Here is a 20,913-nt window from a genome sequence, read left to right as displayed (position 1 = left end):
CGATTACGCGACCGGCAGATCGACCAGGGCGGCCAGCCGGGCCCGATGACGGTAGGCGGTGCCGAAGGCCAACTGATCGCTCTTGGCCCGCTTGAGGTACAGGTGTGCGGGATACTCCCACGTCATGCCGACGCCACCGTGCAGTTGCACGCACTCCTGCGCCGCATGCACCGCGATGCCACTGCAGTAGGCCTGCGCGACCGCCGCGGCGATGCTGGCGTCCGGATCTTCCCGAGCGCAGGCGTCCGCGGCGTGGCGCGCCGCGGCCGTCGCCGACCCGACCTCGAACCACAGATCCGCCAACCGGTGTTTGATCACCTGGTAGGACCCGATCGCGCGGCCGAATTGCTTGCGCTGCTTGGCATAAGCCAGGGTGGTCTCGAAGCACCACTGCGCCACCCCGAGTTGCTCGGAGGCCAACAGCGCGGCACCGGTCTCCAGCGCCGCGGTCAACGATTCGCCCGCCGGCCCCACAGGCGTTGACGGCGCCGCCGAAAACTGGACATTCGCAAGGGGTCTCGTCATATCCAGAGCCAGCAGCGGGGACACCTCGACCCCGGCCGCACTCCTGGAGACGGTGTGCAACTCGAGTCCGTCGGCGCCCGCGACCGGCACCACCAACACGTCGGCCTCGGCGGCGCCCGCCACGCTGCTGACCGCCCCGGTCAAGCCGTCCGGGCCGGTGCTCACGCCGGCGATCGGATCGCCGGGAGCGATGGACAGCGGCACCACCAGCGTGGCGGTCTGCTCCCCCTGAGCCAGCGCGGACAGGGTGTCGGTCTCACCGGCACGCGACAGCGCAACCGTGGCGAGCACCGCGCTGGACAGAAACGGTACCGGCGCGACCGCGCGGCCGATCTCCTCCATCACCACGGCGGCCTCGCGCGCGCTGGCGCCCGCACCGCCGAGCGACTCGGGCACTAGCAGGCCGGCTATCCCCAGGTCACCGGCCAGTCGCCGCCACACGTCGGAAAAGTCCTGTGGCGCTGGATCATAGGCCTGGGCCACCACCTCGGGTGGACACCGGTCGGCGAACAGGTGACGGACGCTGTCCCGCAAGGCGTCCTCGGTATCGGCGTACAGCAGATCACCGATGCTCATCGAGCCAAGTCCTTCCAGGCGATATCCTTGTCGACGCGGTGTTCGCCGGGCAGGCCGAGAATTCGCTCGGAGATGGTGTTGCGCAAGATCTCTGACGTGCCACCCTCGATCGAGTTGCCCCGCGCGCGCAGATACCGGTAACCGGGTTCGCGACCGATCAGGTCGACCGTCTCGGGTCTGCGCATGGTCCAGTCGTCGTACTGCAGTCCCGCCTCGCCGTGCATTTCGATCTCGAACCCCGAGATCGCCTGCGCCAGCGTCGCAAAGGCGATCTTCATGCCGGCGCCCTCCGGCCCGGGCTGGCCGGTGCTGGCCTGCTGCCCCAACCGTTCGCCGGCCAGCCGCAGCACCTCCGCCTCGACCCACAGTCGCATCAGCTCGTCGTGCATCGCGGGATTACGCAGTGCGGGCTCGTTTCGCCACGCCTGGGCGACCTTGCCGATGTGGCCGCTTTCGCGGGGCACACCGGAACGAGAGCCGATCGCGACCCGCTCGTTGTTCAGCGTGGTGGTCGCGACCCGCCAGCCACCGCCCACAGGTCCGAGCCGATTCGCGTCGGGCACCCGGACATCGGTGAGGAACACCTCGTTGAACTCGGCCTCGCCGGTGATCTGGCGCAGCGGCCGGATCTCGACACCGGGCTGGGTCACGTCGCACAGAAAGTAAGTCAGGCCAGCGTGTTTGGGCACCGTCGGGTCGGTGCGGGCAACCAGGATGGCCATCTGGGCGTTCTGCGCCTGCGACGTCCAAACCTTCTGCCCGTTGACAATCCAGTCGTCGCCGTCGCGGACCGCGCGGGTGGCCACCCCGGCCAGATCCGATCCGGCACCGGGTTCGCTGAACAACTGGCAATAGATCTGTTCACCGGTGAACAGCGGACGCAAGAACTTTCGCTTCTGCTCGTCGGTGCCGAAGGCCGCAATCGTGGGAGCGGCCATGCCCATGCCGATGTAGTTCTTCACCGTCCCGCCCACCGGTGCACCGGCCGCGGCGAGCCGGGTGTCGACGTACTCCTGAGCTTTGCGTGGCAGGTCCAGGCCGCCGAAACCCCGCGGCAGGTGGACCCAGGCCAGCCCGGCATCGAATTGCGCGCCGAGGAAATCGCGCGGGTCGCTGGCCGCCGGGTCGTGCTCGTCCAGCAGTGCCGTTACCCGTACGTCCAGGTCGTCGCTACTCATCGGTTGTCCCCGGGGCGCATTTGGAAGCCCTGCGCGCCGCCCAGCAACAGCCCCCCGTCGATCACCATCGTCTCGCCGGTAATCCAGCTCGCCGCGTCGGAGACCAGAAAAGCGACCGCGTTCGCGACATCGACGGGCTCGCCGATGCGACCCAGCGCGATCTGCGCCCCCAGCGGATCCTCGTGGTCCTTCCACAGCGCCTCAGCCAATCTGGTGCGGACGACGCCTGGGGCGATGGCATTGACTCGCACGCGCGGCGACAGCTCCAGAGCCAATTGTTTGGTGACGTGGATCAGCGCTGCCTTGGTGGCGTTGTACATCCCCATCCCCGGCGATTGGTGCAGCCCGCCGATGGACGCGGTATTGACGACGGCGCCACCGTGCTCGCCCATCCATGCCTTGACCACAAGCGATGTCCACAGCAGCGGAGCCCAGAGATTGACGTCGAAGATCTTGCTGAACCGTGCGTGATCCTGGTCGATCAGCGGGCCGAATGCCGGATTGGTACCCGCGTTGTTGACCAAAATGTCCACCCTGCCGAACTTTTCCAGGGTGATCTCCACACAGTTGCGCGCGGCGTCCTCGTCGACCGCGTGAGCGCCGACACCGAGCGCCCGTTCCCCTACTTCAGCCGCCGCCGCCTCGGCCGCTTCCTGTTTGCGGGCGGTGAGCACCACATTGGCGCCCGCGGCCGCCAGCTGTTGCGAAATAGCCAATCCGATTCCGCGCGAGGCCCCCGTGACAATCGCCGTACGGCCGGTCAGATCCAGTGTGGTCATCGTTGTACACCTTTTGTGTCGTGGGGCCCGCGTCAGCGACGAACGTCGATTGCAATCAATCTTTCGCAGAGAGGTTTTGTCCGCGCGCGTGCGTGGTATGCGAGTCGCATGTTAGCGAAATTGACCCTCCTGAAACCACTAGTCATCGGCGGCGCCGTTGCTGCTGCGATCGCCGCTGCACCGATGGCCGCGGCGGATAGTTTTGCGACCGCACCGGCAATGACCAGCCCCGCGCCCACCCACATCGTCTTCAAGGACGACCCGGGCGGCGGCGGTTGCGACCCCAACGGCAACTGCGGTTCCGGCGGCCAGAACGGCGGACCCGGTGGAGGACCCGGTGGCACCGGCTGCATCCCCGGTGTCGGCTGCGGCTCCGGCGGCCAGAACGCGGGCCCGGGTGGCGTTCCGGGCGGCACCGGATGTCTGCCGGGCGTCGGCTGCGGATCCGGCCACGCCTGATTCCCCCAGAGACGACCCTTCAGACTCTCGCGAGCCTGGTGATCCAGGCCCGGGAGTCTGAAGGGTCGATTACGTCGTCCAGCTCGAACGTGGTGGCGGCCCGAAGCGCCTTGCCGTGTTGATAGGCCGCCGCCACCAGCTTCTCGAACAGTTGCTCACGCTCCTGGGCATCGGCCGCCGCGGCCAGCTCCTTGCTGAAGCCCAGGCGCACCGCGCCTTCCAGGCCCATGCCGCCGATCTCCCCCGTCGGCCACGCGACGGTGAACTGCGGAGCGTGAAAGGAACCGCCCGCCATCGCCATTGCGCCCAATCCATATCCCTTGCGCAAGATGATCATTCCGAGCGGCACCGTCAGCCGGGCACCGAGCACGAACATCCGGCCGAACCGGCGGACGGCGGCCTGTTTCTCGGCATCCGGTCCGACCATGAATCCCGGTGTGTCGCATAGCGAGATCACCGGCAGCCGAAACGATTCGCACAGGGTGAGAAAGTCACCGGCCTTGTCGGCCGCCTCGGCGTCGATCGCGCCGCCCAGGTGATGGCTGCTGTTGGCCAGCAGCCCATAAGCCTCACCCTCGACTCGGACGAGTGCGGTGACGATGCCGACGCCGTAGTCGGGCCGCAGCTCGAGGACGGAGCCGACGTCGACGATGGCCTCGATCGCGCGGCGCACGTCGTAGGCGCGTAACCGGTTCTCGGGCACCACATGCCGGGCCAGACGTGGGTCGGGCGCGGCCCAGTCGGCGATGCTGCCCTGGAAGTACGACAGGTACTGCTTGGCCAGTGTTACCGCGTGCGCCTCGTCGCGCGCGACCAGGCTCACCACCCCGTTGTGGCGCTGCACGTCGATCGGGCCGATCGCCTCGGGCGGATACACCCCGAGCCCGCCGCCCTCGATCATCGCGGGCCCGCCCATCCCGATGTTGGCGTCCGGGGTCGCGATGATCACATCGCACACCCCGGCCAGCGCGGCGTTGCCGGCGAAGCAACGCCCGGACACGACGGACACCAACGGCACCCGCCCGCGCAACCCGGCGAGCACCCGAAACGTCGGCACGTCCAGCCCGGCCGCGCCACCGACGTCGGTGTCACCGGGCCGCCCGCCACCGCCCTCGGCAAACAGCACCACTGGCAACCCTTTTCGCGCGGCCACGTCGAAGACACGGTCCGTCTTGGCATGGTTGCGCATGCCCTGCGTCCCGGCCAGCACGGTGTAGTCGTAGGACACGACGACCGCCTCGGCCGCGGCCCGCCCGAATCGGTCGGCACCGATGGTCGCCAAGCCGGCAACCAGACCATCGGCCGGCGTGTTGGCAATGAGATCCTCGTCCGTGCGCCTGCTGCGTTGCGCCGCGATGGCCAGCGCACCGTATTCGACGAAGCTGCCGTCGTCGATCAGATCGGCGATGTTCTCCCGGGCGGTGCGACGACCCTGCTTGTGCCGTTTGTCGACCGCCGGCTGGCGGCCCTCGTCCAGGGTGATCAGGTGGCGCCGCCGCGCCTCGTCCAGGTCGGCTCGGGGCCGGTCGAGATCGACTGCGGCGCTGGCGGACTCGCGACCGACGCCGTCCCCGGTGCGGGTGAAGACCACCAGCGGATCACCGGTGCCGACGACCTGGCCGGGGGCCACGAGGTTGCGGACCGTGCGCAGCGCATCCGGCGCGACGAGCACATGCTGCATTTTCATCGCCTCCAGCACGACCAGTTGACCACCGGGCGAAAGCTCGGCACCCTCGGGCGCCACCTCCACCACGGTGCCGGCCAGCTGGGCACGCAGCGCGTCCTCACCGGGATACAGCTCGACGGACGCGACCCGGGTGTCATGCTCGTGGGTCAGCGCCGCGGCCGCCAGCTCGGGGAGCCTCGCGTCGAGGAAGGTCGTTGCCACCACACCAGATTGAACCTGACTGTCGGACAACAACTCTCGCAGAAAATTGATGTTCGTCCGGACACCCTCGACCTCGAATTCTGCCAGCGCGGTCCGCGACTTACGCAGCGCCGCGCTGAACGAGGATCCGCGGACATGGGTGACGACCTTGGCCAGCAGCGAGTCGTATCGCGTGCTCAATGTCAGGCCGGTGCGGCCGAAGGTATCCACCCGCACTCCCGGACCACTCGGCGGCGAAAACACCGTCAAGGCACCCGCCGTGGGCACCACGCTGCCGTCTGACGTCAGGGTTTCCATATTGACCCGGGCCTGTATCGCAATGCCGCGCCGAACAGCCGGCTCACCGATGACTTCTTCACCGTCCGAGGCGATTCCCGAGGGCAACCCCAACTCGTAGTAGGAGGCGCCACCGGCGATAGCCAGCTGGGCGGCCACCAGGTCTACCCCGGTGGTCTCCTCGGTAATCGTGTGTTCGACCTGAATGCGGGGGTTGATCTCGAGGAAGACGAATTTCTCACCGGCGACCAGGAATTCGACGGTGGCCAGTCCGCGCAGACCGGCCCGCGCGCACAACCGGGCCGCGGCCACCTGCAGATCACGGCGCAACACATCCGAAAGCCCCTGTGCCGGCGCAATTTCCACGATCTTTTGGTAGCGCCGCTGGATGCTGCAGTCGCGATCACCCAGGGCGAGCGCATGCGTTCTCGGCCCGGCCGGCGCGGCGACGACCTGCACCTCGATGTGCCGGGCGTCGTCGAGAATCCCCTCGGCGAATACCGCCGGATTGCCGAATCCCAGTTGCGCCTCTGCCGCACATTGGCGGTAGGCGTCGTCGATTTGAGCCGCACTGTCCACGCGGCGCATCCCGCGTCCACCCCCGCCGGCCACCGCCTTAATCATGATCGCCCCGTCTCGAGCGGCGAAAAATGCCCGGACATCCTCGACGCTGCTGGGCCCGTCGGTCGCCGGCAGCACCGGCACACCCGCGGCGATGGCGGCGGCACGCGCGGAGGTTTTATTGCCGACCGCCTCGAGCACTTCGGCATCCGGACCCACGAACGTGCACCCGGCCGCGGCGCAGGCACGGGCGAAATCGGCGTTCTCGGAGAGGAAGCCGTAACCCGGATGAATCAGCTGCGCGCCGGCGTTTCTCGCTGCCGCCAGAATCGAGGACTGGTCCAGGTAGGCGCCCGGCCCACTGCCCGGCAGACCGAGCGCTTCGTCGGCCGCATGCACGTGCGGGCTCTCGGCATCGTCGGTGGCGTAGACCGCAACTGTCGGCATACCCAATTCGGTTGCGGTGCGGACGATCCGCAGGGCGATTTCACCGCGGTTGGCGATCAGCAACATCGCATTCATCGCAGCGGGTCGCCCCATTGCACCTCACCGCGGAGCTTGGCTTTGAGCAGCTTTCCACCGGCATTGCGTGGCAACACTTCTGACGCGATCGTGACGTATTGCGGAACCTTGAAGTCAGCGAGTTGGGCACGGCAATGCTCGAGCACGGCCGGCACGTCAATCCGCGCTTCGCCGCCGAACAGCACCGCTCCGACCTTTTCTCCCATCACCTCGTCGGGTACCGCCAGCACGCAGGCATCGGCGACGCCGGGTGCGGCCAGCAGCACCCCCTCGACCTCCACGCTGGAGACGTTCTCGCCGCCGCGGTTGATGATGTCCTTGAGCCGGTCGACGATGTGCACCCGGCCCGCGGCATCGACCCGGACCACATCGCCGGTGCGCAGCCACCCGTCGACGATGGTGGCCTCGGTGGCCTGCGGCCGGTTCCAGTATCCGGCCGTGATGTTGGCCCCGCGCGCCACCAATTCGCCAACACCGGGATCCGCACCGCTGGGGATCACGCCGAGATCCACCGACGGGATCGCGTAGCCGACCGAGTCGGCGTGCTCGATGGCGTACGAGTCGGGTAGCACGGTCATCAGGGAGGCCGACTCGGTCATGCCGTAGCCGTTGAACACCGTCGCCCCCGGGAACGCGTCCTTGATCGACCGCACCATCGAAGGGGCGGTGGGCGCGCCACCGTAGCCCACCCACCCGACGCCGGACACGTCCGTAGTAGCAAACCGCTTGTGCCGCAACATCAGAGAGTAGACCGCGGGAACCGTCACCAGCTGTGAAATCCGCTCGGCGGCCACGGTGGCGATCAGTTCGTCCAGGTTGAGCGCCGGCAAGATCACCGACGTTCCCCCCGCCCGGGTGGCCACCAAAAGCTGTGTGTTGCAGCCGGTCACGTGAAACAGCGGAACCGATATCAGGGTGCGCATCCCCTCGCCGAGGTCCCGTGGAATTCCCGAGCACCGGATCGCATTCTCGGTGTTGATGACGAACGCCTCGTGGGTGGTCGGCACGCCTTTGGGGTGCCCGGTGGTCCCCGAGGTGTAGAAGATCGCGGCCGTGTCGCCGCGCGTGAGTCCTTCGGCCACATACGGTTGTCCATCGGGCAACGGCGTGCCCGCGGCCAGATCCACCCGTGCCCCCGAATCGGACAACACGAAGTCGACCTCGGGCTGCGCCGAGCGCGTGTTGACCGCCACCGCAATGCCGCCGGCCATCACCGTGCCCCAGAATGCCAACACCCAGTCGAGGCCCGCGGGGTAGCGCACCGCGATGCGGTCACCGCATTGCCCGCCGCCTGCCCGCAGCCCACCGGCGACCCGCGCCGCGCCGTCCCAGAGCTGCCGGTAGGTCAATCGGCCGGCGCCTACTTCAACGACCGCCTCGCTATCGGGACGCCGGGCGACCTGCTCGGCCAGCATGTCGAGCAGCGTGGCCGGCAGATCGTCGTAGCGCGGGACACCGTCGCGATCGCGGGAGACGCCCGTCGTGGCGAACGGGTTGTGGTCACGCGAAATTTCGATCACTGGAGGCATGCCCGGTCCTTACTATCCGGTGTCCTATCGTGATGCGGTGACGATCGACGATTCCGCCATCATGCCCGAGGCGTTCTTCACTGTCGACGGCGACTCCTACATTCCGGGCCCGCTGACCAAAGGCCCGTGGGGCGCGGCGATGGGCGGCCAGATCGTCGGAGGCCTGTTGGGTTGGGGCATAGAACAATCGGGCATCGATCCGGACTTTCAGCCCGCCCGCCTGACCGTCGACTTGTTGCGACCCGTGCTACTGCGCCCGGTGCAGATTCAGACCTCGATACAACGGGAAGGCCGCCGCATCAGGCTGATCGACGCCGCCCTGATGCAACGCGGCGAGATCGTCGCGCGGGCCAGCGCGCTGTTCCTGCGCCGCGGCGATCATCCGGACGGCCAGGTGTGGTCCTTCCCGGTGCAGATGCCGGAGCTGCCGACGTTCTACGAGGGCTTCCCGGCCGACATGCCGTTTCACATCTGGGGATACGGCGCGACCTTCGAAGGCAGTCCCGGCATCTCCGCCGGCGAATGGGAGCAGTCGCACGCGCAGAAGTTCGCCTGGGCGAGGCTGTTTCGCCCGATGGTGCACGGCCACCCGCTGACGCCGTTTACCCGTCTGGCCTTCGCCGGCGATATCACCAGCTCACTGACGCATTGGGGCACAGGCGGATTGCGCTACATCAACGCCGACTACACCGTGACCGCGAGCCGACTGCCCGACGGTGAGTTCCTGGGGCTCGCCGCCCAAAGCCACTACGGCACGGCCGGTGTGGCCACCGGTGCGGCGACCCTGTTCGACTGCCACGGCCCCATTGGCACCAGCTCCGCGCTGGCGGTGGCACAGCCCGCGGACGCATTCAAACCGACCCACGCGTAGTACCGCCGCGTGGCTTGCACATCACTATCCGTGCACAGCCGCGGGACCAACTATCTGTTCCAGGTTCGTGCGCCCGAGAAGCGGGCATTGTCTCAAATTCGACAGCTCGGACGAATTATTGCCCGCCGGTCACTTCGAAAGCTCCCAGCTGCGGGCGAGATGATCAGGCAAGGCGAACTGCGCCCGCTCGCCGCCCCGCTCGAGTTTGAACATCTCGCGCAGGAGCTCGCCCGTGAACGGACGGACAATGTCCGAGACGAAGCCATAGCGCTCGGAATCGCTTTTGCCCGGGTTGCCAAAAACGCGAACGAAAAACCAGTTGGTGATGCACTGTATCCGCCTGACATCACCCCCCAGATTGGACCGCGGCACCAGTAGCAGGTCCGCAGTCTTGTCGCCGATCAGGTGGCGGATCAGTGGCGGGATCGTCTTGTCGAAGGTGTGCCCCGGCGTCAGCTGGTCGAGCAACAAGAGGAGCGCACGGGTCATGTCCTGCCCTTCTGGCGAAGCCCTGAACTGCCTGCGCCGGATGAGGTCGATTAGCGCGTCGGCCTCGGCGACGTCAAATACCAACAGCTCATCGCGCACGCCGAGCTGATGCCCGATGACATTCCATAAATGCAGGTAGGCGTCCTTGTCCTCGGCGAGCACCGGCGTGCCGAGATGATCCATCGGTTCGCCGACGACGAACCAGAAAACCAGCAACGTCGCGGCCAGGTCCTCCTGGTTGATCGGTGTACCCCAGTGGCGACGCCATAGGTTCGGCTGCTGTTGGCTGCGCTCTTGGATCAGCCGGCGCACCGCCGCGTGCATTAGCCGAATCTTCTGGATGGTGCGCCGGCCCACACCGTTCTCATCGAGGCCGCCGGGGTTGAGCACGTCGAACAGGAACTGGGCGGTCTCCATCACCCGTCGGCGTGCGTTGGTATCCAGCTGCGCGGTCAGATACAACACCTTCACGGCTTTGGCTGCCGCGTATGCCGACGGGAGCGACGCGCAGAACAAGCACAGCGTGATCTGGAGACCCATAGTCTCGAAAAGCTTCTGTCCGCGCGCGATCTTGTCCATGTCGGCCCACTCGGGCAGGTCTACGGTGTCTTCCAGGTACCTCTGGACTGCCTCAGGCAGCTCCGCGGGGACTGGTTGGTCGACGCGCACCAGCTTGTGAAGCAACGCATTGACCTCGCTGACACCGCCGTCTTCAAACACCGCATCGACCGCGCGGTCAGCCACCGGATCGCCTTGCTTCCGCATTGCGTTGAGCTTTGCGTTCGTCAACCCGGAGTCCCCTATTGCGCGCGACATACGCACAGCATGGCAGATTTTGCGTTCTTCGCAGGTTCTATTTTGGGGTGAAAATGCCGCGAACAACAACGACCCAAGACAAACGGGACCGAGTCCCGCTCCCCGACAAACCACCAAATGACGATTGGATGGCCGGTAGGTAACTGCTGGTGTAGAAGTATTTGACAACTTGCGATGTCTAATTTCAGAGGGCAGCGAAATCATCGAGGTGAATGAATGTGGGCGTCGGGGTGACCAGAAGTGTCGCGGGTACCGATCGGTCACGTTAGTCTTGGAGATTCTTGTTGCCACCGCATTTGTCTCCGAGTCGTGAGGACTGACGAGATGGTCGACGCGAATGACGAATTCATGCACGACCCAGGACCGCACCGTGTCTGGCAAGAAAGCTTCTTTTTCAGTTGGTTCGATCCCCAGTCGGACGCAACGGGCTTGGCCCGCATCGGATATCGTCCCAGCAATCACACCGCTGACGCGCTGCTGTACACCATGCGAAACGGCCGGGTTGAGGGCGGCTACGCCAGACTCAACGCCCGCTACACCGGCACCCCCGATCCTGGCCGCCTCGGCATCGGGGCCCTGGAGTTTCACATGAGCGAACCGATGTCGAAGTGGCGGGTACTGCTGCGGGGCCGCGACGAGGTGGATCTGACCTTTACTGCGCTGCACGCGCCGTACGATTTTCGCGCCGAAGCGCCTCCGGGCCAATACATTCCGCCCGGAATTGCCGATGTGCACATAGAGCAGTCCGGGCGGGTCACAGGCACGATAACGATGAACGGAGCGACCTACGAGATTGACGGCCTCGGTCAGCGAGACAAGTCCTGGGGAGACCGCGATTGGCGCACCATCGAAGGCTGGAATTGGATTCCGATGCTGTTCGGGCCAGACTTCACCATGAACTGCACCCTGCTGATCAACGGTGGACGGGCATACCCCTGCGGCTACATCCACCACGATGGCGCGAACCACGCGGTGACGGAGTTGGCCGTGGACTACGGAATGGCCGGCCTTCATGTACCGCGTACGTCGCGGATCACGGTCACCGACGTCAGCGGCTTGCGACTCGAGATTCAAGGCAGCGCTACCGCCCAATCATGCTTGTACCGAAAGGGTTTGGTGATCCAAGAGTCGGCGGCACGCTTTGAAACGACCATTGACGGTCAGCGCCGCAACGGGATTGGCTTGACCGAGCACGCGTGGCATGGCGGGCCACTCGGTCTGCTACGGGTGCTGCCACGCCTGCGCCCAGCGGCGCGGATGGTCATGCGATGATCACCGAGCTGAGATCCGCCACCCACCCGAGGGATTTACGTTGTCCAGCCACCGAGTTGCGCTGTCATGGCATTTCTTCTGCCCAAGCTAGGTGCCCATCAAACTCAAGCGATCTCGCCCTCTCGCTGTGTCGATCTCTGAAGTACACATAAGCCTCGGCGTCGCCTCGAGCCCGCGCCAGGAGAGCTTTTAGTCGCAGCTGCCAGATGTCGCGTATCACGAGACCCTCGTGTGCTGGCGCGGCTGCTATGTGCTCGATCGCGGCCTCGGCTTCGGCCAGGTCAGCCTCGGCCCCGCGGTCTAGCAGTGTCTCGACCAGAACACCGGTCGCTGGATCCTGCCAAACCCCGCACGCCAGCAACTGTCCCTCGCGCATGAGCGATATCGCCTCGTCGCGATCTCCGCCCCTAGCTCTTTCGCGCGCCAAGTACATCTTGACGATTGGCAATTCGCCCAGGTTGTGTCCTCCGCGCACGAACGCGTCGCCGACTTCCGCCAGGAGCTCCTGCCCACGGTCGCGCGCCGAAGCCGTCTGGCGGTGCACCAACGCGACGCCCAGGGCCATCCGGGTGTAGGCCAAAGCCACGTCATCCCCGGATCGTTCGACAATCCGGAGAGCATCTTCCGTCTCGCGCACCGCGCGATCGTCTGCCGTCAGGACTCCAAGCGGTATCCCCGCGTTGTAGATGTAGGCGACGGCCAAGGCGTATGACATTGGGTCGGCGTCGCGGGCCATGGCGAGGCCGTGCCGTAGGTCGTCTCGCCATCCGGGACGGCCCAGGCAATAACGGGCAATGGCGCGCGTCGTAAAGGCGCTCGCTAGCGGAGACCCGATAATGAAGTTGCCTTTGGATGGGTCGCCGTCGGCCAGGTCGATGACTCTCTGTGACCACCGCAGCACGTTACCCAACTCACCACTTGAACCTTTGCCGTAAATAGCCGCGGTGGACAGCCCCACCGTCAGGGCCGGATCGCCGATCGACTCGGCGAGGGCCCAGACTTCCGATGCCAGCTGCGAAGCCTCGCACGTCCGGGCCTGATGCGCGTGGTCCATCACTAGCCCCGCCATTGCGATGACGAGTGACGCCTTGTCGTCGGCGATGTCACACAACTCTCGCAATTCGTCGAAGCGGTCCCCTGCCGGATGTGCATGGACTCGCCAGGCGATCCCGCACAACATGGTGCGCGGGGCTATGCGCATGGCGGTGCGGTGCGCGTCCTCGGCGGGAAGTGCATCGGAGATTTTCCGGGCGCGCTCCCAGCTCAGACGCGCGGCGGCGATATCGCGATTGGTCGCCCACGTTGCGGCACGCATGTGCCAGCCGAACGCGGTGTGCCCATCACCGGCGGCCTCCAGGTGTTCGGCGATAAGGGCCGCGGACTGGTCGGCCGATCCTGGCTCGTTGGCTTCGATCATGGCGGCCAGCTGCCGATGCATCTGCGCTCGATCGGATTTGAGTTGTGATTCGTAGGCCACGGTGCGGATCAGTGGATGCCGAAACGCGTACTCGGCGCGTGGAGTGAACCGCACTTGATCGATGAGCTCAGCGTTGATCAGCTCGTCGACCCGCGGGTCGATGCCCAGGCTTGCCAGCAGATCGTAGCTGAACCGCGACCCGATGACCGCGGCCGCGGCAAGGGTCTGTTTACCCGCCGGGCTGAGCCGGTCAATACGCGCAGCGATCGCCGCCTGCAACGTTGCCGGCACACCGACCGCTGCCACATCGGTGCGACAGGTATAGCCGCCACGCTGCCCCACTAGCACGCCGCGTTCGGCGAGCTCACGCGCTATCTCCTCGGCGAAGAACGGATTACCGGCAGAGCGCGCGGCGATGATTTCGGCGACCTCGCCGACGGACGGATCGGGCCCCAGCAGTTCGGCGACCAGCATGGAGGTTTCCGATTTGCTCAGGGGCACCAGAGCAATCGTCTGTGCGCCTGGGACACGGTGCAGGGCTCCGTGGTATTCGGGGCGATAGGTGATTAACAGCAACGAGTGAGTCTGGGGGAACACCGCGACGAAATCAGCAAGCATGGATTCGCTGGCCTCGTCGATCCAGTGCGCATCCTCCACGATGAAAATTGCTGGTTGGGTGCGGGCCAGCTGAGCCGTGTTGATCAGCGCGGTCAAGCGCCGACGCCGCGCGTCCGGATCGATCTTGGGCAGCTCCACGTCGGGACCGGCGATGCCCAGCAGGTCATCGAGCAACAGGAGGTCCTGCGGATCGGCGTCGGGAAATTGTGCCCGCACGCGCGCCTGCGCGGTCTGATCGTCCAGACCACTCAACTGCCCGACTGCGCGCAACAGGCGCGCCACTACCCGGAACGGAACGTCGCTGGCATGTGATTCGCAGAATGTGAAAAACACCTCGACGCCACGGTCTTTCGCCAGCTGCACGGCTTCGCGGGCAAGTCGGGTTTTGCCAATACCAGGAGGACCGGTCACGCCCACCACCGACCCGCGTCCAGCCATCGACCGATCCAGCATCGCCGCCAGTGTGCCCAACTCCCACTCGCGGCCCACCAAAGTTGAATACGACGGACCGGTCTGCTGGCGCTGCTCGACTACTCCGAGCAGCCGTCGCGTCGGCACCACGTCGTCGCCTTTAATGTGCGTCATCTCCGGCTCTCCCAGCACCGCCACGCCCTCGACCAGCCGCGCAGTGGTTTCGCTGAGCACCACCCCACTCGGCGGAGCCACGGACTCCATCCGCTGAGCCAGCCCTACCTGCTCGCCAACTGCCGTGTAGCCCAACGCAGCCGAACCGATCTGACCGGCAATCACCTCGCCGGAATTCAGCCCTATCCGCAGCTGCAGATCGACAGCGTCGCGGCCTTCGACCACAACCGCCAGCCGCTTGGCCTCATCCTGAATAGCAAGAGCGGCCAAACACGCCCGCAGCGCGTGATCTTCCAAAGCCGCGGGCGCACCAAACACAGCCATCATGCCGTCACCGGTGAACTTGTCGACCCGACCGCCGTAGCGGCGCACCACCGTGGATGAACGGTTGAGCAGCTCGGTCACGATCTCGCGCCAGCGCTCTGCGCCGACCGCTGCCGCGATATCCATCGAGTGCACCACGTCGGCGAACAGCACCGTCACCTGCTTGAACTCGGCAAGGGTGCTCGACACCGCAACTGGCCCACCGCATTCATCGCAGAACTTAGCGTTCGACCGCAATTCTGCGCTGCAGTTCATACATGCGAACGTAACCGGCATACAGCACCACCGATCCCGAAGTACCACCCAACAATACGTCGAAAGCGTAACGTCAATACGACCTGTCGCGCGCGAAATGCAAGAGTGGTATTCACAAGGCGAATGACCTTGCGAATACCAGAGGCGTGCGCTGTGGTACCGAATTGTCCGCGGAGTACAGCGCTTGTGCGCGAGCGCATCGGTCATTGTGGCCGAGGCACAGCGGGACTAAGACAAAAAGAGCGAATTCTCGGGGCGCTGAGCAACGTCATTTTGACGTCCGCCCGCGCTGGGTGCTTCCCGTCTGACGTCTGGGCCATGACCGTCGTTTGGGTGTTCGCGGCTAATCAGTCGACGCATTGGCTCCCCCGCCAGCCATCCCACCGACCGGCCCGGCCGCGTCAGCGGCCCGGCCCGCAACCTCGCAACCTGTAGCGGAAGCGCCCCCCGCGGGAGTGGGTTCGCCGTTCCTTCGCGCAATGAGTCGCGTCGAGCCCGGTGCGTCGCCACCGATCATGCGGAGATCGCTGTTGTCCACTCCACGGGCTATGGAAACACGTTCGCCCTAAGTGATTTTCACTCCATCAGCTGGGCCGCGACGCTCGCCCCGAGGTTCCAGCATGCCTCGACGTCGTCCTTGCCCGGCTTACCCGAAACCGCCACGGTCGCAGCGGCTTTCACCCACCCCAGGCCCGTCGTGATGGCATCGACGGCGCGCTCGGCACCCTCAGTGCCCTCGTTGCCGTGCAGGTACAAGCCGAACGGGCGTCCCTGCGTCGAATCGAGCAATTGGTAATAGGCGCAATCGAATGCGTGCTTGAGAGCGCCCGACATGTAGCCGAGGTTGGCAGGCGTGCCGAGCAGATAGCCGTCGGCCGCCAGCATCTCGACCGGCGAGACCGTCAGCGCCGCCCGACGCACCACGTCCACCCCTTCGATCTCGGGATCGGTCGCCCCGGCCACCACCGCCTCGAACATCTCCTGGCAGTGCGGCGACGGCGTGTGGTGCACGATCAGCAGCGTCTTGCTCACGGGCGCCCCTCCAGCTCGACCGCCGTCTTCATGGCTTCCCGGGCGCGGCGGCGATCTCCCGCGTAGTCGTAGGCCCGCGCCAGCCGATACCAATGCCGCCAGTCGTCGGGGTGGGCTTCCACTTCGGTGCGCACGGTGGCGAACAGCGCGTCGGCGGCATCGCGCTGGATACGACCCGACGGCCGCCGCGGCAGCTCGCCGGCATCGAGTTCCATCCCCTCCTCGGCGATCAGCCGGGCCAGCTTCTGGTGGGCGAGTCCGGCGCGCAGCGTGGAGATCATCGCCCACAGCCCGATCACCGGCATGATCAACACCGCCAGCCCGAGGCCGACGGCGGCGGCCCGGCCCGAAGCGATCATCGCGACGGCCAACCGCCCCAGCAGCACGAAGTACAGCAACATCGCCGCGCACAGGAACGCGATCAGTAATTGCGTGCGCAGCAACCTGCTCATTGCAGGTTGAGCAGGGGCTCCAGCCCCACCGTCAGCCCGGGGTGTTCTTTGATGCGGCGCACCGCCAGCAGCACGCCCGGCACGAACGACGTGCGGTCCAGGCTGTCGTGGCGGATGGTCAGGGTCTCGCCCTCGGTGCCGAACAACACCTCCTGGTGGGCGACCAGCCCGGCCAGCCGCACCGAGTGCACCGGAATTCCGTCGACGTCGGCGCCGCGCGCTCCGGGTAAGCCGGTGCTGGTGGCATCGGGGTTGGGCGGCAAGCCTTTTCGAGATTCGGCGATCAGCTTGGCGGTTCGAGTCGCCGTGCCAGACGGCGCGTCGGCCTTGTGCGGGTGATGCAGTTCGACGACCTCAACGGAGTCGAAGAACGGCGCGGCCTGTTTCGCGAAATGCATGGACAGCACCGCCCCGATCGCGAAATTCGGCGCGATCAGCACGGAAGTTTTCGGGCTGTCGGCCAGCCACGACTCCACCTGTCGCAGCCGCTCGGCGGTGAAGCCGGTGGTGCCGACCACGGCGTGAATCCCGTTGCCAATCAAGAACTCCAGGTTGCCCATCACCACGTCGGGGTGGGTGAAGTCGATCACGACCTCGGTGTCGTGATCGGTCAGCAGACTCATCGGGTCGCCGGCGTCCACCTCGGCGGACAACGTCAGATCGTCGGCGGCCCGCACACCGGCGACCATCGCCGACCCGACCTTGCCCTTGGCTCCCAGCACTCCTACCCGCATGGCCTTCACCCTAGACGGGGGTGGGTCGTGGCTTTGTCCACAGTTGGGCGTTTGTCCACAGCCTTGGTATTCGCCGGGGCCGGGCCTGATGAAGACCGATAAAATTCGAACATGTATTCGATCGAAGTGGGCACGGAAGTGGCCGCCGCCCTGGACGCACTCGACGCGGGCGACGCCGCGATCAGCGCCCTCGACTTCGAGGTTTTGAGCCCCACCGTCCGGCTGCGAGTGCTCGAACGGATGGAAGCCTCGCGCCGACGACAGATTGCGTTGAGCCACGACATCATTGCGCGCTTGTCCGACGAGGAGCCGGCGAGGGTGGGTGGCCCGATCCACCAGGTCATTGCCGACTGCCTGCGGATCAGTTATGCCGAAGCTCGCCGACGGGTCAAGGACGCCGAACAACTATCCGGCCGCACCACCCTCACCGGTGCGGACCTGCCACCGGAGCTTCCGGCCACCGCAACGGTCTGGCGAGAAGGCCGGCTCGACGCGCAGCATCTGCGGGTAATTCAGGCTTTCGTCCGCGACCTTCCGGAAGCCACACCCGCCGACGAGGTCGAGGATGCCGAACGATTTCTCGCCCGGCAAGCCACCAAGCTACGTCCCGATCAGTTGCAAAGGGCCGCATATCGAATCGCGCTGCACATCAATCCCGATGGGAAGTTCTCCGATGCCGACCGAGCGCGCCGGCGCGGCTTCGCGTGGTGCGGCCAGCGCAGCGACGGGATGAGCATCGGAAAGCTCATCGCGTCACCAGAATTGCGTGCAAATCTCGAAGCGTGGTTCGCCCGATTCGCCGCGCCCGGCATGTGCAACCCAGACGATGAATACCCTTGCACTACCGGCGAACCCGCCGAGGCGGGCGTTGGCCGGGATGCGCGTACTCCGGGGCAACGTCAGCACGACGCGCTCAATGCGTTGGTCCGGGGCCAGTTGGGCGACCCGAAGCTCGGTCAGCACAACGGATTGCCGGTAAGCGTCATTGTGTCGACCACGCTGCAGGAGCTGACGACGGGCGCGGGCCGAGCGGTGACGGGTGGCGGAACGCTGCTGCCCATGCGGGATGTGATCCGGATGGCGGGCCACGCTTACCACTATCTTGCCGTATTCGACGACCATCAGAGCCGGCCACTGTATCTCGGCCGATCGCGCCGAGTTGCCACACCGGATCAGCGGGTGGTCCTGTACGCCAAGGACCGCGGCTGTACGCACCCGGGCTGCGACGCTGCAGGGTATTGGTGCGAAGTCCACCACATCGAGGAATGGGCCGGCGGCGGCGCAACCGATGTCGACAACCTCACCTTCGCGTGTAGACCCCACCACAAACTCGCGGGAATAGGTTGGCGGACAAGGAAATCAGCCAACGGTCGCACCGAATGGATTCCACCGCCGCAGTTTGAATCCGGCCCGCGCACCAACGACTACCACCACCCGGAGAGAGTTCTGGGCGATGACGCTACCGCTTGAACCGCCCGGCGAATGCGCGCAGCGGAAGGTCGGCACTGGTGATCAGCCCGGGCGGCGCCGCTACCACCGACCTGATGGAGGCCAGGGCGGGCATGCCGGTCACCGTCATGCCGATGGAGGCGAAGTTGTCCGGGTTGGACAGGTCGACGCCGGGCTTCGGGAAGATCATGTGTTTGTTGTAGATACACGGGTCGCCCTTGATCTGGGTGATGTAGCAGCCCTTGATATCCCAGTGCGGATCGGTGTGCGGGGTCATCTGCCATTCCAGGTGCGTCTCGACTCGGGGCACCCCGTCCACCATGCCTTGATACTTGATGTAGTTGCCGCCCAGCGAACCCTTGGGCAGGATGTACCAGCCCAGGTCGACATCCTTTGTGCACGCGCCCAACTCGTAACTGAACTTGACCTCGTCGAGTTTGACGTCGAAGCAGTCGGCCATCAGCAGCACACTGTCGGCGAACACGCGGGTGTACTTCTCAAGCTTGCCCGGGATCGACGGATCGTCAACCGGCAGGCCGTAACCCACCTCGATCCAGGTGTCCTTGGAGTGGTGACACGACACATCGACGGACTCGATCGTGGTGACGTTTTCGATGTCGGCGACGTCGGCCGAGCACACCACACCGAGAATCTGGTTGAGCCCCGGGTTCATCCCGGTGCCGTAGAAGGTCGCACCGCCCTTCTCGCACGCCTCGGCCAGCAACTGGGTCACCAGTTTGCCGGACGGGTGCGGATGGTTGGTGTCGCGGTGCCAGCCGGTGATCCAGTCGGCGGTGGTGACGATATCGATGCCCGCCTCAAGCACTTTGACATAGAGGTCCTCGTCGGGAAACACGCCGTGGAACGTCAGCACGTCGGGCTTGGCAGCGATGATTTCCTCGATGCTCCCGGTGAACTTCACCCCGTTGGCCCCCATGCCGGCGAACTCGCCGGTGTCCTTTCCGACTTTCTCCGGCGAATAGGCATGCACACCAATGAGTTCGAGATCAGGCTGGGTCGCGATCCGCCTGATCATCTCCGACCCGACGTTTCCACTTCCGACTTGGAAGACGCGAATCGGTCCAGCGGGTGCATTCATTGCATTCAGCCTTTCTGGGATGCTGCGTACACTTCGGCGGCGCTGCCACCGATTCCGTCGGGATAAAACTGCTTGGCCCACTTACGGATTGCCGTGAACCCTTCGTACTCGTCATTGGCGAGCGCGGGCGGATCCGAATAGCGCTGGTGTCGCCAGATTTCGATGTCCTGCTCGAACTGCCGGATGACTTCTCGGCCGAACTCCTGGGCCTTCGCCTCGGCGCGCACCGGATCCTTGTGCGGCGCCCGGCCGATGTACACCATGAACCGCACATCGGACGTGCACTCGTCGACCGGGGTGATCGCCGAGATGGTGCGGTTGTCGACCATGCCCCAGCTCTTGGTCACCGCGATGCCCAGCCCGCCGTTGATCGCCTCGACGCCGCTGTTCACGTCTTCGATCCGCTGCCCGTCGTCGCCCTCGAAGGTGATGGTGAAGTCCACGAAAGACACGGGTTCGCCGAAGTCGTGGCGAGTGAACACCGGCACGATCGGCGTGTTGTGCACGTACTTGAAGTGCGCGAAGTCCACCCCGTTTTCCAGCACGTACTGCGGGTGCAACTCCAGGCCGGCGCGGTACAACCGCTGCTGCGGGTAGTAGCCGTCGGCACTGCTGCCGTCGCCGAACGCGGCGAACACGTCCGGGGCGTCGAAGAACGGCTCGCGACGGTCGACGTCGTGCCAGATGTAGACCGACTCGTTGCGCTCCACCACGGGATAGGTGCGCACCCGGCGGCCGCGATTGGGGCGGTCCTGATACGGAATGCACACGTTGCGGCCCTCGTTGCTCCACTGCCAGCCGTGGAATGGGCACTGCAACACCTCGCCGACGACCTTGCCGCCGTAACCCAGATGCGCACCCAAGTGCTCGCAATAGGCGTTCATGACGGTGAGCTGCCCGGAGTCAGCCCGCCAGGCGACCATTTCCTGGTCGAAGTACTTCATCCTGTGGACGTCCCCGACGCCGATCTCCTCGGACCAGGCGACCTGGAACCATCCGGTCGGTTTCATCGACAACGGCGGCTTAGCCATCGAACTCAGGCATCAGAGCTGTCCTCCTCGCAACGAATGATAGCGGCGCCAGTCAATAATCAACGTACCCTCTATGAAAATCTAGTCCGCTCCGCCGCGGCGTGCAAACAATCGATTAGGATCGGCCGATGGCACAGCGGGCTACCAGGCACGTTTCGGAGGCCGGCATCGTGGGC

Annotated in this window: 16 protein-coding genes; 4 read left to right on the top strand and 12 right to left on the bottom strand. The window is 65.6% G+C overall.

Going from position 1 to position 20,913, the window contains the following annotated elements:
* Nucleotides 1–3 precede the first annotated feature (3 nt).
* From MAAFP003_RS09245 to MAAFP003_RS09235, 3 genes are read right to left on the bottom strand one after another with little or no spacing between them, the layout of a single operon-like run.
* A complete protein-coding gene (locus MAAFP003_RS09245; RefSeq protein ID WP_096286292.1) occupies nt 4–1,101 on the bottom strand; it encodes an acyl-CoA dehydrogenase family protein in 1,098 nt (365 codons plus the stop codon).
* Complete coding sequence (locus tag MAAFP003_RS09240; RefSeq protein ID WP_096286290.1) at nt 1,098–2,279, bottom strand: acyl-CoA dehydrogenase family protein; 1,182 nt, start codon at nt 2,277–2,279, stop codon at nt 1,098–1,100. Before MAAFP003_RS09240 ends, MAAFP003_RS09245 begins: the two co-directional genes overlap by 4 nt.
* Nucleotides 2,276–3,058 carry an SDR family oxidoreductase gene (locus MAAFP003_RS09235; protein WP_096286288.1) on the bottom strand — a complete coding sequence of 261 codons (783 nt, stop codon included), beginning with the start codon at nt 3,056–3,058 and terminating at the stop codon, nt 2,276–2,278. The genes MAAFP003_RS09240 and MAAFP003_RS09235 overlap by 4 nt, the downstream gene beginning before the upstream one ends.
* Nucleotides 3,059–3,187: 129 nt before the next feature.
* Between MAAFP003_RS09235 and MAAFP003_RS09230 the strand changes: the two genes are divergently transcribed.
* Nucleotides 3,188–3,517, top strand: a complete 330-nt coding sequence (locus tag MAAFP003_RS09230; protein WP_096291006.1) for a PE-PGRS family protein — start codon at nt 3,188–3,190, stop codon at nt 3,515–3,517.
* Between the two features lie 19 nt (nt 3,518–3,536).
* Here MAAFP003_RS09230 and MAAFP003_RS09225 read toward each other — a convergent pair whose 3' ends face one another.
* Together MAAFP003_RS09225 and MAAFP003_RS09220 are read right to left on the bottom strand one after the other, a co-directional pair.
* Complete coding sequence (locus MAAFP003_RS09225) at nt 3,537–6,764, bottom strand: acetyl-CoA carboxylase family protein (protein WP_096291005.1); 3,228 nt, start codon at nt 6,762–6,764, stop codon at nt 3,537–3,539.
* The gene (locus tag MAAFP003_RS09220) at nt 6,761–8,293 is read right to left on the bottom strand and encodes a class I adenylate-forming enzyme family protein (protein ID WP_207768496.1); all 1,533 of its coding nucleotides are present in this window, start codon (nt 8,291–8,293) and stop codon (nt 6,761–6,763) included. The genes MAAFP003_RS09225 and MAAFP003_RS09220 overlap by 4 nt, the downstream gene beginning before the upstream one ends.
* A 37-nt stretch (nt 8,294–8,330) precedes the next feature.
* Here MAAFP003_RS09220 and MAAFP003_RS09215 point away from each other — a divergent pair, with 37 nt between their 5' ends.
* Nucleotides 8,331–9,164, top strand: coding sequence for a thioesterase family protein (locus tag MAAFP003_RS09215; RefSeq protein WP_207768495.1), 834 nt, complete (start codon nt 8,331–8,333; stop codon nt 9,162–9,164).
* 129 nt (nt 9,165–9,293) lie between these two features.
* Here the strand turns inward: MAAFP003_RS09215 and MAAFP003_RS29115 are convergent, their stop codons facing one another.
* A complete protein-coding gene (locus MAAFP003_RS29115) occupies nt 9,294–10,397 on the bottom strand; it encodes an oxygenase MpaB family protein (RefSeq protein WP_165796337.1) in 1,104 nt (367 codons plus the stop codon).
* 381 nt (nt 10,398–10,778) lie between these two features.
* On the opposite strand from MAAFP003_RS29115, the gene MAAFP003_RS29110 reads away from it, so the two are divergent.
* Nucleotides 10,779–11,741 carry a DUF7065 domain-containing protein gene (locus MAAFP003_RS29110; RefSeq protein ID WP_207768494.1) on the top strand — a complete coding sequence of 321 codons (963 nt, stop codon included), beginning with the start codon at nt 10,779–10,781 and terminating at the stop codon, nt 11,739–11,741.
* Between the two features lie 64 nt (nt 11,742–11,805).
* On the opposite strand, the gene MAAFP003_RS09200 is transcribed toward MAAFP003_RS29110, so the two are convergent.
* The 4 genes from MAAFP003_RS09200 to dapB all read right to left on the bottom strand — a co-directional run bounded on the left by MAAFP003_RS09200 (nt 11,806) and on the right by dapB (nt 17,158).
* On the bottom strand, nt 11,806–14,961 hold the full coding sequence (locus MAAFP003_RS09200; protein ID WP_096286278.1) for an adenylate/guanylate cyclase domain-containing protein: 3,156 nt from the start codon (nt 14,959–14,961) through the stop codon (nt 11,806–11,808).
* A gap of 555 nt (nt 14,962–15,516) precedes the next feature.
* The gene (locus tag MAAFP003_RS09195) at nt 15,517–15,918 is read right to left on the bottom strand and encodes a flavodoxin family protein (protein WP_165796385.1); all 402 of its coding nucleotides are present in this window, start codon (nt 15,916–15,918) and stop codon (nt 15,517–15,519) included.
* 50 nt (nt 15,919–15,968) lie between these two features.
* Entirely contained in the window at nt 15,969–16,424 is a 456-nt protein-coding gene (locus MAAFP003_RS09190; protein ID WP_096286274.1) for a hypothetical protein, read from the bottom strand.
* Nucleotides 16,421–17,158 carry a 4-hydroxy-tetrahydrodipicolinate reductase gene (gene dapB / locus MAAFP003_RS09185; protein WP_096291004.1) on the bottom strand — a complete coding sequence of 246 codons (738 nt, stop codon included), beginning with the start codon at nt 17,156–17,158 and terminating at the stop codon, nt 16,421–16,423. Before dapB ends, MAAFP003_RS09190 begins: the two co-directional genes overlap by 4 nt.
* 111 nt (nt 17,159–17,269) lie before the next feature.
* On the opposite strand from dapB, the gene MAAFP003_RS09180 reads away from it, so the two are divergent.
* Nucleotides 17,270–18,628 (top strand): HNH endonuclease signature motif containing protein, encoded by a 1,359-nt coding sequence (locus MAAFP003_RS09180; RefSeq protein WP_096286272.1) that lies wholly within the window; start codon nt 17,270–17,272, stop codon nt 18,626–18,628.
* Here the strand turns inward: MAAFP003_RS09180 and MAAFP003_RS09175 are convergent.
* Both MAAFP003_RS09175 and MAAFP003_RS09170 read right to left on the bottom strand, forming a co-directional pair.
* Nucleotides 18,618–19,706 (bottom strand): NAD(P)H-dependent amine dehydrogenase family protein, encoded by a 1,089-nt coding sequence (locus MAAFP003_RS09175; RefSeq protein ID WP_096286270.1) that lies wholly within the window; start codon nt 19,704–19,706, stop codon nt 18,618–18,620. The genes MAAFP003_RS09180 and MAAFP003_RS09175 overlap by 11 nt on opposite strands.
* Nucleotides 19,707–19,711: 5 nt before the next feature.
* Nucleotides 19,712–20,737, bottom strand: a complete 1,026-nt coding sequence (locus MAAFP003_RS09170; RefSeq protein ID WP_096286268.1) for an aromatic ring-hydroxylating dioxygenase subunit alpha — start codon at nt 20,735–20,737, stop codon at nt 19,712–19,714.
* Nucleotides 20,738–20,913: the final 176 nt, after the last annotated feature.

Source organism: Mycobacterium ahvazicum (assembly GCF_900176255.2).
Classification (GTDB): domain Bacteria; phylum Actinomycetota; class Actinomycetes; order Mycobacteriales; family Mycobacteriaceae; genus Mycobacterium; species Mycobacterium ahvazicum.
Note: the sequence above shows the minus strand (reverse complement) of the source record. Positions and strands in the feature narration are given on the sequence as shown.